Here is a 13887-nt window from a genome sequence, read left to right on the forward strand (position 1 = left end):
TTATATTAATAACAGTTTATTTCGATTTTGTGAAAGAAAATCATAAATAATAATTAGCATTTATTAATATTTATAGTAATAATATGTTAATTTATGTTGACATTAATAAGTGAGGCTTGTATACTGCCGCTTCAAAATTTTTAAGGTATTAGATGGTATTAAATAAACTTGTTCGAAGTATTCTAATACAAATACAAATAGCATTAGTAAAAATAAGAACATATTTTCCACTCCTAGAAAAAGGAACTTTAACAAAATATAGCTCAACAGAAAATATTGAAACACTCAAAGTAAATACAGATGAAGCTAAAACTGTAAAGATTACAAAAGAGGATTTAGAAAAATCTTTTGAGTTATATGAAGAAAAATTAATAATATTAGCACAAAAACTATCATCACAAACATCAATTAGTTATGATGCTTATAACCCTCAAACAGAGTATTACCCATTGATAGGAGAAGATGGAAATATCAAGTATATCCCTACTACTGAATTATAATTTTTTAAGCTTTAAATTTAATCGGTAAGTTTTACATACTTATCGTTTTTTATTAAAGAACTCTCTATATCTTCCTTGCAAATCTAATACTCTATGTTAAATTTACAAGGAAGATGCTTGTCAGATAATTTACAAATTTTTTATACAAGCTCCATATATTGTATGCTTATTTTTTCCGATTATAGACATATTATCTTCTAAATATTTGTATCTTCTGCCAACCGTGCCATGGTTCTTCTATATTATCTCGTTCACAATTTTGCAATATTTCTAATATTTCTTTACTAGTATTATAATATGATGGAGTAAGACCTGAAGCATCTTTGATCATTACTAAATAAGGATTTTTTGCTAATAAAGCTTTGATAATCTCTTTGTTAGCAATTCCTACTGTAACTGCTGAATGTAACACTGTTGAAGCGTTATAGGTTATCTCTGTTACGTATTTAGCTAATTTTAATATTTTTTCAACTAATGTTTGTTCTTTATCCTCAACCGCATCATGTAAGATATACTTATTATTTTTATCAAATAGAAATGCTTTTAGTTCATCTTCATCATTCTTGTCTATTAATACTTTGAATTTTCTTAAGAAGCTTCTTTTTTAGAAACATCCCTCTCTATATCATCATCATCTGAACGTGGTGATGTTAGTGAATCCTGAGTATTAGAGTTATTATTATTTTTTGTAAAAAACTTAAAAAAAAGATGTTTTTTGTTTTATCTACTGTAGGTATTTGTTCTTTAGTCATTAATTCTCCTAAATTTATTAATTATTAATTATTTTAGGAGGAATTGTTAATTAGCTATGTTTCTTAGGTGGTGAGTAAGGGGCGTTTTTTCTGTCATTGCGAAGAAATTGCATAGCAATTGACGAAGCAATCTCAGGAGTTTGTTATTATTTCATGAGATTGTCACCCAGCCTACGGCTGCTCGCAATGACGATTTTAGTATGTATCCACGCAATAATGCTGTCTCGCTTTTGCAGGAGAATAACATAAAGAATATTTATCAATCCATACAAAAATGACCTAGTTGGCGAACTACTATGAGCTAATTTGCAATTCTCCTAAAATATAAGATTATAAATTTAAGAATAATAACACAACAAACCAAGTTGAATTATATACTACTTCATTGATTAAGAATTGTTAATTTATCACAATGTCATTAGTTACTGAAGTTTTATATTTTCCATATCCCAATCATGAGAAATAGTATTATACTTTAATATATAAGGCTTAGTATCTATAGAATCTAGAGTTACATCAGCAATCATATCATCATGCGACGAGATAAGTTCATTATAACCGAAATTAGCATAATAAGGTTGATAATTTCTAAATCTAACCGTTATAAACTTCTCTTTAGTAATAGCAGGTAAGAATTTCACCAAATCATCAAGATTACTTAAAGCTAAATCTTTCATCTCAAAAATTTGCAATCTATAAACATTTTTATAATCTTTAGTAAAAAACGTTGGTATAGAGCTAAAGCTACTACCGGATTGAACGGAAGCTATACTTAGAGCTTTAAGCGGAATACCTGATTTATTACTAAAATAATCATCGGCTTCAAAAAATACTGCACCGCCGAAATTTATCATTTTAGCGATTTTATTATTGTTCACATCATATAAATCTACTACTTGTTCTAGCTTTTTCCCGTCACGAAATATAGTAAGTTTAATAGCTATTCCTTTGAAATTATCCATTTCTCTATCAAATAATGCTAAATTGCCGCCGAGTTCCTTATCATTAACTGCCCAAATAATATCACCGGCTTTTAAAGATTTCGCGGCAGGTGATCCGGCTAGAACTGCCTTAACGCTTATCACTCTATTTCTACTATCAGGAAATTTCTTTATATATTTATCCATTTCTTCTTTAGGAAAATTGTGATGTCTAACTGCTTTATTTAAAGAATATAACTCGCTTATTATTCCTATATGTTTTCTGCCTGGTTGTTTATTATTCTTTAAACTTTCTAAAGTGCGAACTACATAATCACCGTGCAGCGCTAGAGAGTGAGTTTTACCACCACCATATAATACTCCTATAGCCTCAATCTTATCATTTAATACCGGTGAACCGCTAGCACCTCCTGTAGTATTTAAATTAATAACATAAGTACATTGCGGCATTAAACCTTCAATATTATAAAGATCGGACAAATAACCGGTATGGAAAGAAAAACCTTTTGCTTCTGTGTTACCGACTACAAAAACCTTTTGATTTAATTTTGGAAGTTCGCTTGCAAAAGATATTTGCGTTGCTGATGCCGGTATATCTTTACTCTCTACTTTTAAAACGGCATAATCTTGCCAAATATCGTAATAGATAAGTTTTGCTTCTGCCTGCTCACCGTTATAAAAAGTAACAAAATAAGTTCCGATGGACGCACCGCCGACAACATGAGTATTAGTAATTATATAACCGTTGTTCTTATCGTTGATAAATCCCGTTCCAGTCCAACTACTTGTATCGTCATATGCCGATACGGCAATTCTAGTATCGATCGTTACGATTGCTTTCTTTGCTTTTTCAAATATAATAGTGCTTGTTTCGCTAGATGCTAAAACTATATTATTTAGGAAAACTAAATTAATAATAAACAAAAGTTTTAGTAAAATCGGTAGTTTTTTCATTGTCACCTCTTGTAAAACCATTTAAGCCGCACTATATCAAATCAAAAGTCATAATAAAATAAAAAAAAGAAAACGAGGAATCTTATGGGAAAAGTAATAGGTATCGACCTTGGGACTACCAACTCTTGTGTTGCGGTCATGGAAGGTAAAGAACCAAAGGTAATAGAAAATGCAGAAGGTGAAAGAACTACGCCATCAATAATAGCTTTTGCAAACGGCGAAAAATTAGTCGGGCAATCTGCTAAGAGGCAAGCAGTAACTAACCCTCGCAATACTATATATGCGGTAAAGCGATTAATCGGTAGAAATTTTATCGATCCTATGGTTAGGAAAGACCAAGGTATTGTACCGTATAATATAGTTAAAGCCGATAACGGGGATGCATGGGTCGAAGCAGATAATAATAAATATTCACCAAGTCAAATTAGTGCATTCATTTTACAAAAAATGAAAGAAACTGCTGAGAATTATTTAGGGGACAAAGTAACACAAGCAGTAATTACCGTACCTGCTTATTTTAATGATGCACAGCGTCAAGCAACGAAAGATGCCGGTAAAATAGCAGGTCTTGAGGTCCTTAGAATAATCAACGAGCCGACTGCTGCAGCTCTTGCTTACGGTTTCGAGAAATCGGCAAGTAAAACTATTGCAGTATACGATCTTGGCGGCGGGACATTCGATGTTTCAATTCTTGAGATCGCTGACGGTGTTTTTGAAGTGAAATCAACAAACGGCGATACATTCCTTGGCGGTGAAGATTTCGATACAAGAATATTAAACCATTTAATAGATGTATTCAAAAAAGAAAACGGTATAGATTTAAGTAAAGATCCTTTAGCACTTCAACGTTTGAAAGAAGCCGCGGAAAAAGCTAAGAAAGAACTATCTTCTGCAGTAACTACCGATATTAATTTACCTTATATTACGGCTGATAGTAGCGGTCCAAAACACTTAAATATTAAATTTACTAGAGCTGAACTAGAAAAATTAGTAGATGATTTAATTGAAAAAACAATTGAGCCTTGCCGTAAAGCATTACAGGATGCAGGTTTTAAAGCTTCTGATATTCAAGAAGTAGTATTAGTAGGCGGTATGACTAGAATGCCGAAAGTACAAGAAGCCGTAAAAAAATTCTTCGGACGTGAGCCGCATAAAGGCGTAAATCCCGATGAGGTTGTAGCTCTCGGTGCTGCTATTCAAGGCGGAGTACTTAATAAAGAAGTAACGGATATATTATTATTAGACGTTACACCTCTATCCCTTGGCATTGAAACTCTTGGCGGCGTATTTACAAGATTAATTGATCGTAATACTACTATACCTACTAAGAAAAGTCAGGTATTCTCAACTGCTGATGATAACCAGCATGCCGTAACTATTAGAGTATTCCAAGGTGAACGTGAAATGGCAAAAGATAATAAATTACTTGGTCAGTTTAATCTCGAAGGTATACCTCCTGCACCAAGAGGTTTGCCGCAAATAGAAGTAACATTTGACATTGATGCTAACGGAATAGTACATGTTTCAGCTAAAGATAAAGCAAGCGGTAAAGAGCAGAAAGTAACTATTCAAGCTTCCGGTGGTCTTAGCGATGCGGAAATTGAACAAATGGTTAAAGATGCCGAACAAAATGCTGATGAAGACAAAAAGCGTAAGGAACTTATTGAAGCAAAAAATGCTGCTGATAGTTTAGTTTATTCTACTGAAAAAACTCTTACAGAATATGGCGATAAATTATCATCAGACGATAAAGGAGCTGTTGAAGAAGCACTAGCCGCTTTAAAAGCCGTGCTTGAGTCGGAAGATGCTGCTTTGATTAAAGAAAAGACCGAAAGTTTAACTGCAGCTAGCATGAAAATCGGTGAAGCGATGTATAAAGCACAAAGCGAGAGCCAATCTGCTGAAGAAAGTGCCGCTAATGATGAAAAAATAGTAGATGCCGACTTTCAAGATGTAGAGAAGAAGTAGAAGTAATTTCGTCATTGCGAGCAGCTATAGGCTGCGTGGCAATCTCGTTAAATATTCTGAGATTGCTTAGTCAAATTACTATGTAATTTTCTTCGTAATGACGTTACAATCTCATTTTATAAATTAAATTATGTCACAAAATTATTACCAAATACTAGGGGTTAGTAAAACAGCTAGCCAAGCTGACCTTAAAAAAGCCTATCTCAAGCTAGCCAAGCAATATCACCCTGATACTACTGATGCTAAAGATGCTGAAAAGAAATTTAAAGAAATCAATGCCGCTTATGATGTTCTAAAAGATGAGCAAAAAAGAGCTGCTTATGACCGTTTTGGACACGATGCTTTTCAAAATCAACAATCACGAGGGGGAGGAGAAAATCATGGCGGTTTTCACCCCGATATTAACGACATATTCGGTGACTTCTTTAGCGACTTTATGGGAGGCAGCAGAAGATCATCACGCCCAACTTCAGCTAAAGTTAGAGGCTCAGATTTAAAATATAATCTGACAATTAACCTAGAGGAAGCATTTCACGGTATAGAAAAAAATATTAGTTTTTCTAGCGCAGTAAAATGCGATACTTGTCACGGTAGCGGTTCTGAAAAAGGTGAAACCGTAACTACTTGCGATGCTTGCAGCGGTGTTGGAGCGACTAGAATGCAGCAAGGATTCTTTACGATCGAACAAGCTTGTCATAAATGCCAAGGTAACGGACACATTATAAAAAATCCTTGCAAGAAATGTCATGGCATGGGACGTTACCATAAACAACGAAATTTATCAGTAAATATTCCTGCCGGTGTTGAAAACGGTACTAGAATAAGACATACCGGAGAAGGGGAAGCAGGTATTAGAGGCGGTAATAGCGGTGATTTATACGTTGATATAGCAATAAAACCACATGATATTTATAAAGTAGACGGAGCACATCTACATTGTAAACTACCTATTAGTTTTGTGAATGCTGCTCTTGGAGGAGAGATAGAAGTACCGGTAATTGAAGGCGGAAAAGTAAAATTAACAATTCCTGCAGGCACACAAAACGGTGATCAATTAAGGCTACGCAACAAAGGTATGTCTAAAATGAGATCAACTATTAGGGGTGATATGCTTACGCATATTCATGTCGAAGTACCTAAAAATTTATCTAAAAGACAACGTGAATTACTAGAAGAATTCAAAAAAGAATCCATAAATGAAAAAGAGAATGACGGCAACTTTTTTAATAAAATGAAAAGTCTGTGGTCGTAAATTTTATTTACCTTTCCTATAAAAATGAAACCTCCAATATTATAAAATATTTGCATAATATTACCCGAGGTTTTTATGCCTTATAAAAATAATAACGATTTACCTGATTCAGTTAAAAATCATCTTCCGAGCCATGCTAAGGATATTTATCGCGAAGCTTTTAATCATGCATTTGAACAATATAAGGATGCCGATAAAAGACGTGGCAATGACTCTAGAGAGACAGTTGCACATAAAGTAGCATGGGTCGGCCGTAGAAAACAAATACCACAAAAATGATAAAGGACATTGGGTAGAGAGAAATAAGTCCAAGAATATAGACCTATTCAGAAACTCGTTTATAGGGAGGAATTTAAAGGAGACACAGAACGCAGAACCGCGGCTTACACTTGTACGTGAGGATTCGAGTACCGGATCGACGTACAAATTACCCCTAGAAGTAGAGTTTCTAAATAGGTCTAATTTATAAGTTTGTGAGATTTTAAATTGAATCCTTGAAATTCTGTAAGTCTATATGTATATTTAGTTATTAACTGAATTTAAGTTCTTATGAAATTAACAAAATTATTGAGTACCCTTTTAGTTATAGGGTTAGTTTTAGGCGGGTGCAAAAACAAAAAAAACAGTGATGACATAGTAGTCCCTATGCCTACCCTTTATAATGAAGGTATTACCTTATTGGAAAAGAAAAAATATAAGAAAGCTGCAGAAGAATTCGGAAGAGTATTTTACCAGCATCCAGGTAATGAAATGACGCCGCAAGCCGAATTGATGCAGGCTTATTCTTTATTTCTCGCCGCTCAATATGAAGAAGCGGTTGATGTGCTTGATATGTTCATTAATTTGCACCCTGCAAATGTTGACATTGCTTATGCATATTACCTTAAAGCATTATCATATTATATGTTAATTTCAGACGTAAATCATGATCAATCTAGAACTTTCCTAGCTAAAGATAGTTTTGAAGACGTAATAGCAAAATTCCCAAATACTAAATATGCTATTGATTCATCTTTAAAAATTGACCTAGTAAACGATCATTTAGCAGGTAAAGAGATGGTGGTAGGTCGGTTTTACTTAAAGAAAAAGAATCCGATGGCAGCTATAAATAGATTTGAAGAGGTAATTGATAATTATCAAACTACTTCTCACTCGGTAGAAGCTCTTTACCGTTTAGCCGAGAGTTATATGATGCTCGGACTTCCGGATGAAGCAAAAAAATATGCCTCAGTGCTAGGTTACAATTATCCTGATAGTCAATGGTATAGTTATGCGTACAGGCTAGTTCAGAACCACCAAAATTAAGCAACATATGTTCTGCAATCTCTCAGTTAAAAACTTCATTCTGATAGACGAGCTGGAAATTGAGTTTAATAAAGGTTTATGTGTTATTACCGGTGAAACGGGAGCCGGTAAATCTATTTTACTTGATGCTATTTTATTTTGCTTAGGTTATAAAACTTCAAATAATATAATAAAGCGTGGAAAAGATTACGCTGTTGTTAATCTAATATTCTCTTTAAATGAAGAAATAAAAAATTTTCTGATTCAAAATTTTATTGAACCTGAAGAGTTATTGTTTGTAAAGTGTCTGCAAAAAGCCAAAGGACGAAAAAATTTTTTCATTAATAATCAAGTGGTTACTAAAGCTCTTATACAGCAATTAGCTACTTATTTATTCGAGCTTCATGGACAAAATAATAATGTTTCTCTTCTAGAAGCAAATACGCAGCGTGATATTTTAGATAGTTATGGAAATCTTTTGGACTTTCGAACGGAGCTTTCCAAATGCTATCAGACTTGGCAAAATACTCGGAAAGAAATGGCCGAAATAACACTTAAGCAAAATTCTATAGAACAAGAAATTGATTATTTGAGCTTTGCAACGGAAGAATTAACTAAACTGAACATTCAAACAGGTGAAGAAGAAAAATTAGCAAATCTACAAAAAGATTTGCAAAATAAAGATAAGGATTTACAGCTAATAAAAGATATTCTAGAACAGATTAATAACCCTGAAATAAATACATCGATTAATAGAGCAGAGAAATTATTAGTAAGGCAAGGCAACAATGAGCGTTTTGGAGCTATCGTTACAAGTTTAGAGGAAGCCTATAATAATCTAGAAGAAGCACGCCAAGAATTATCAAATCTGTTAGATAGTTTTAATTATGAAGAATATAATCTTGAAGAAACAGAAGAAAGATTATTTTTAATAAAAGCTATTAGCCGTAAATATAATGTTCCTGCTGATGAGTTAGGTGTATTTTTAGATAAATCTTTAGAGCAGCTCAGTATATTAAAAAACAAAATAGCAAATAGTAATGAGTTAAAAGCTCAAGAAGTACTACTGCAGAAAAAATATTATGAACTAGCGAGTAATTTATCTGCAAAGCGTCTTATTGTTGCAAAACATCTAGAAGAATCGTTGCATCAGGAGCTAAAACAGCTTAAAATGGCGAAAGCAATTTTTGAGATTGAGATAAATGCTAAAGAACCAACAGCTGACGGTAATGACGATATTGTGTTTAAAGCGTCTACTAACCCAGGAACGGCAGCTGCAGTAATTAATAAAATTGCTTCCGGCGGTGAATTATCAAGATTCATGTTAGCTTTAAAAACTTCTTTGTTTGATAAAATGGTAAAACCATCTATTATATTTGATGAAATAGATGTCGGGATTGGCGGAGAGGTCGCAGATAAAGTAGGTGAGCGATTTAAAAAACTTAGTAGCGTTACTCAAGTAATAGTTATTACGCACCAGCCGCAAGTAGCAGGTAAAGCGGATTTGCATATAAAAATCGAGAAAACACAGCTAGAGAAAGAAACGAAAGTAACGGTAAAAGCTTTAAATTTAGCTGAAAGACAAGAGGAACTCGCCCGCATGATTTCAGGTAAAACAATCACGAAAGCAAGTTTAAAAGCAGCAAAGGAGTTGTTGCATTTGTAATAGGCACTAGCGGTACGGTTTTTATGTCATTCCTGCGAAAACGGGGATGACATAATAGGGAACATATGAACAACAACTACACAGAATTAGAAAACGAATTTGCAACCATCTCACATTTTAATAATATCTTGAGCATATTATACTGGGATGTTGCCGTAAATATGCCTATGGTTTCAGGTGAGAGTAGGACAAACGAAATAGTAACTTTAACGTCGCTAGTTCATTCTATGCTTAAATCTCCTATTCTAAAGGAGCTACTTAGCAAGGCAAAAGAAGAATCAAAGAACCTTGATGAATGGCAGAATGGTAATATTAGAGAGATTGAGAGAAAAGTAACAGATGCAAATTGTATTGACAAGCAACTACAAAAGAAATTGGTAGCAACTACTACTAAAGCCGCACTTGTTTGGCGAGAAGTAAGAAAACATAACGACTATAATTTATTCAAATCACACTTACAAAAAGTTTTAGATTATACGAAAGAAGTTGCTAAAGTACGAGCAGATGCTTTTAATTGCTGATTATACGACTCATTAATAGTAATAGATATGTTTGATCCAAGTAGAAAAAGTAGCGAGATCAAACAAGTTTTTTCAGTACTTAAAAAAGAACTCCCGCAGCTCATAAATAAAGTTTTAGAAAAACAGAAAACCGAGAAAGAACTAGTAAAGAACAGCAAACTAGCTCCTGAAATGCAAAAGCGTATCGGAAAACGCATTATGGAAATTATGCAGTTTGATCTAACAAAAGGACGATTAGACGAATCGACTCATCCTTTTTGCGGTGGAACGCCAAACGATATACGTTTAACTACTAGGTATGATAAAGATAATTTCATAAGCGGTTTAATGGGGATTATTCACGAAACAGGACATGCTTTATATGAGCAGAATCTACCGGAAATGTATAAAGGGCAACCGGTTGGGCTTACTAAAGGTATGACCTTCCATGAAAGCCAATCTTTATTTATGGAAATGCAAGTAGGTAGATCAAGAGAATTTACCGAATTTTTAGCTAAATTACTTAGAGATGAATTTGCGAAGAATATTCAGCGGCAAGTTTATATAGAAAAATTACAAGAGTTACGCCTGATTTTATAAGAGTAGATGCAGATGAAGTAACTTATCCAGTGCATGTAATATTACGTTTTGAGATAGAGGAAATGCTTATCAATGGCGACTTGAATCTCGATGAGTTACCAAGCTGTTGGGATAGTAAGATGCAGGAATATTTAGGCGTTAAACCGATAAGTTTTAGTAACGGCTGGCTTTCAAGATATTCATTGGTCACACGGAAATTTCGGTTACTTTCCCGCCTATACAAACGGTGCAATTATCGCATCAATGGTGATGAAAAAAGTAAAAGAGATACATTCAAATATAAAAGATGATATATTAAAGAGTGATTTTAGTAATCTAAATAAGAATTTTAGAAATCTCGGTTCGTTAAAAAATTCAGCCGATTTATTAAAAAGTGCTAGCGGTGAGGAAAAAATTAGCCCTGAGGTGTATATAAGATATTTAGAAGGGAAGTATTTATAGTAATAAAATCGTTATTGTGAGGAAATTACGAAGTATATTGACGAAGCAATCTCGGGAGAATTGCTGAAATTGCCACACTTCTTGCAGTCGCTCGCAATGACAATCAGGTATCTTCGCAATGACGACTTATGACAAAAACTGAACAATACAAACAATAATATGGAAGAAGACTTTAAAAAAACAGGTTATTTATTTGGCGGGAATGCTGTTTTTGTTGAAGAGCTATATAAGCAATATCTAGCCAACCCTGCCTCGGTTGATCAAACTTGGCAAGAATTTTTTGCCGGCATTAAGGATAATAATACTTTACTCAATAAAAATACGGCAAAAATAATTATCCCTGGTGAAATAAAAAAAGAATCGTTAAATAATAATTTATCTTCTGAAGACTTAAATAGTTTAAAAGCTAAGGAAATGATCAATGCTTATCGCAAGCATGCTCACTATTTAGCGAATCTTGATCCACTTGGTCTTGAGCTACGTAAAACAAAAAATGATTTAAAGCTTAATATAGAAACTTTTGGTCTTGATAGCGGTCAGCTAGAAGAAAATATCAATATTACGGATGAATTTGTCGGTACTTGGAATTGTAAATTATCTGAATTAGTGACCAAGTTCGATAAAGTTTATACAGGTTCTATAGGTGTAGAGTTTGAGCAAATAGAAAATGTAGAAGAAAAAAACTGGTTATATAATAAGCTAGAAAGCGAAGTTACGTTTTCTTCTGAAGACAAAAAAACTATTTTAAATGATTTAGTAGAAGTAGAAGGGTTTGAGCAGTATTTACATACAAAATTTCCCGGAGCTAAGCGTTTTTCCGTTGAGGGTGGTGATGCTTCTATAGTTGCTATGAGTAAAGCTATAGATTTATCCATGCATCATGGCGTCTCAGAAATCGTTATCGGTATGGCACATCGAGGGAGATTAAACACTCTAACTAAAGTAGTAGGTAAGCCATATAAAGCGGTTATTGCGGGCTTCATAAGCGGCAACGTATTTCCTGATGAGCTAAATGTTTCAGGCGATGTAAAATACCATTTAGGCTATTCGTCCGATAGAACTCTAGAGGATAAGAAAATACACTTGTCGCTAGCCTATAACCCTTCACATTTAGAAGCGGTAAATCCTATAGTTGCAGGGAAAGTAAGAGCAAAGCAAGATATTCTTGGAGATACTAAACGCAGCAAAGTCAAAGCTATTTTAGTGCATGGCGATGCTGCTTTTTGCGGTCAGGGTGTGGTTGCCGAGAGTCTATCAATGTCACCTTTAGCTGCTTATGATATCGGCGGGATATTGCATTTCGTCATTAATAATCAGTTAGGTTTTACGGCTAATGCTGCAGATACTAGAGCTAGTAGATATTCTACGGAGTTTGCTAAAATCATAGCTGCCCCGATTTTACACGTTAACGGTGACGATATAGAAGCAGTATTAAAAGCCACCAATATTGCGGTAGAATACAGGCAGAAATTCGGTAAGGATGTTGTAGTAGAAATTATTTGTTACCGTAAATACGGGCATAATGAGGGCGATGAGCCGATGTATACTCAAGGCAAGATGTATAACATTATTAAAAACAAACTGACCACTGGAAATATTTACGCAAATGAGTTAGTAAAAAGCGGTGTAATCGACAATAATTATTTTGCTAAGTTAAAAGAAGAATTTAAAGCAAAACTAGATAAGGAATATGAGCAGGCAAAAAGTTATAAGCAAGAAGCACATTTCTTAGGCGGATTATGGCAAGGTATTTCTCATACTCGTACACAAGCTACAATAACGGGTATCAGTAAAAAAACATTACACGATTTAGGAACTAAACTATGCGAAATACCGAAAGATTTTGCCGTTAATCCAAAACTTGTAAAACTATTTGAAGCTCGAAAAGCCACTCTAACAGCTGATCAACCTATTGATTGGGCGACGGCAGAACAACTAGCTTTTGCAAGCTTGCTTGCTTCAGGTACAAATATAAGGCTAACCGGGCAAGATTCGGGCCGCGGTACTTTCTCGCATCGTCATTCAGTGTTGCACAACCAAATTGATGATACTACCTATATACCTCTAAATAATTTATCTAAAGAACAAGCAAAATACGAGGTAGCCGATAGTAATTTATCTGAATATGCGGTGCTTGGTTTTGAGTATGGTTATTCACTCGCAAACCCAAAAAATTTAGTTTTATGGGAAGCACAATTCGGTGATTTTGCTAATGGAGCTCAGATTATTTTTGACCAGTTTATTTCAAGCAGCGAAACTAAATGGCTTCGCATGAGCGGGCTTGTGGTTTTGTTACCTCATGCATTTGAGGGACAAGGACCGGAGCATAGTTCGGCAAGACTTGAGAGGTTCTTACAACTAGCGGCTGAGAATAATATGTATGTTACATACCCTACTACCCCTGCTTCGATTTTCCATCTGCTACGTCGCCAAATACTTGATGATACCCGTAAACCGTTAATCGTAATGTCGCCGAAATCATTATTACGTCATAAATATGCCGTATCTAAACTTGACGAGCTAGGTGAAAATACTACTTTCTTACCGGTTTTAGATGAAGTAACTAAAGTAGATACAAACAATATTACTAAAGTAATTTTATGCAACGGTAAGGTATATTACGATCTATTTGAAATGCGTGGCAATAACAGTAATATAGCGATTATTAGGCTTGAGCAATTATACCCTTTTGAAAAAAAACTTGTAGTATCGCTATTAAAAAAATATAATAGGACGCAGGAATTTATTTGGTGTCAGGAAGAACCAAAGAATATGGGGACTTGGTGTTATATAGTTTCTCACTTAAACGATGCTTTAAAAGAAGCAGGAATTAATAATAAATTTAAATATGTAGGTAGAGAGGAATCAGCCTCTCCGGCAGTAGGTTCGCTGCAAGCACATAATAAACAGCAAGAGAAGCTATTAAGGGCAGCATTGGGAATATGATTCTTAGGGTATTGCCTAATAATCGTCATTGCGAACGACTAAAAGGAGCGTGGCAATCTCAGGAATTTGCCTGAGATTGCTTC

General features: G+C 34.3%; 9 protein-coding genes and 2 pseudogenes. 9 read left to right on the forward strand and 2 right to left on the reverse strand.

The window, feature by feature from the left end:
* Positions 1-152 precede the first annotated feature (152 nt).
* On the forward strand, positions 153-500 hold the full coding sequence (locus AB4K15_RS00765) for a hypothetical protein (RefSeq protein WP_500224749.1): 348 nt from the start codon (positions 153-155) through the stop codon (positions 498-500).
* Between the two features lie 190 nt (positions 501-690).
* Here AB4K15_RS00765 and AB4K15_RS00770 read toward each other — a convergent pair whose 3' ends face one another.
* Positions 691-912: a hypothetical protein gene (locus tag AB4K15_RS00770; protein WP_500224747.1), complete on the reverse strand. Its 222-nt coding sequence runs from the start codon at positions 910-912 to the stop codon at positions 691-693.
* A gap of 762 nt (positions 913-1674) precedes the next feature.
* Entirely contained in the window at positions 1675-3168 is a 1494-nt protein-coding gene (locus AB4K15_RS00775) for a S1C family serine protease (RefSeq protein WP_500224746.1), read from the reverse strand.
* A gap of 63 nt (positions 3169-3231) precedes the next feature.
* Here AB4K15_RS00775 and dnaK point away from each other — a divergent pair, with 63 nt between their 5' ends.
* From dnaK to AB4K15_RS00815, 8 genes and pseudogenes are all read left to right on the forward strand, one after another.
* Positions 3232-5115 carry a molecular chaperone DnaK gene (gene dnaK, locus AB4K15_RS00780; RefSeq protein WP_032073919.1) on the forward strand — a complete coding sequence of 628 codons (1884 nt, stop codon included), beginning with the start codon at positions 3232-3234 and terminating at the stop codon, positions 5113-5115.
* A 130-nt stretch (positions 5116-5245) separates the two neighbouring features.
* Complete coding sequence (gene dnaJ / locus AB4K15_RS00785; protein WP_032073918.1) at positions 5246-6367, forward strand: molecular chaperone DnaJ; 1122 nt, start codon at positions 5246-5248, stop codon at positions 6365-6367.
* Between the two features lie 75 nt (positions 6368-6442).
* Entirely contained in the window at positions 6443-6646 is a 204-nt protein-coding gene (locus AB4K15_RS00790) for a ChaB family protein (RefSeq protein ID WP_032073917.1), read from the forward strand.
* A 39-nt stretch (positions 6647-6685) separates the two neighbouring features.
* A pseudogene (locus tag AB4K15_RS00795) lies at positions 6686-6812 on the forward strand (palindromic element RPE1 domain-containing protein); the annotation flags it as partial.
* Between the two features lie 104 nt (positions 6813-6916).
* The gene (locus tag AB4K15_RS00800) at positions 6917-7672 is read left to right on the forward strand and encodes an outer membrane protein assembly factor BamD (protein ID WP_032073916.1); all 756 of its coding nucleotides are present in this window, start codon (positions 6917-6919) and stop codon (positions 7670-7672) included.
* A 7-nt stretch (positions 7673-7679) separates the two neighbouring features.
* Positions 7680-9317, forward strand: coding sequence for a DNA repair protein RecN (gene recN, locus AB4K15_RS00805; protein WP_032073915.1), 1638 nt, complete (start codon positions 7680-7682; stop codon positions 9315-9317).
* Positions 9318-9382: 65 nt separating this feature from the next.
* Positions 9383-10858: pseudogene (locus tag AB4K15_RS00810) on the forward strand (carboxypeptidase M32).
* A 159-nt stretch (positions 10859-11017) separates the two neighbouring features.
* Complete coding sequence (locus AB4K15_RS00815) at positions 11018-13804, forward strand: 2-oxoglutarate dehydrogenase E1 component (RefSeq protein ID WP_500224742.1); 2787 nt, start codon at positions 11018-11020, stop codon at positions 13802-13804.
* The last annotated feature ends 83 nt before the right edge of the window (positions 13805-13887 follow it).

Origin of the sequence: Rickettsia aeschlimannii (assembly GCF_047973405.1) — a bacterium.
GTDB classification, from domain to species: Bacteria; Pseudomonadota; Alphaproteobacteria; order Rickettsiales; family Rickettsiaceae; genus Rickettsia; species Rickettsia rickettsii.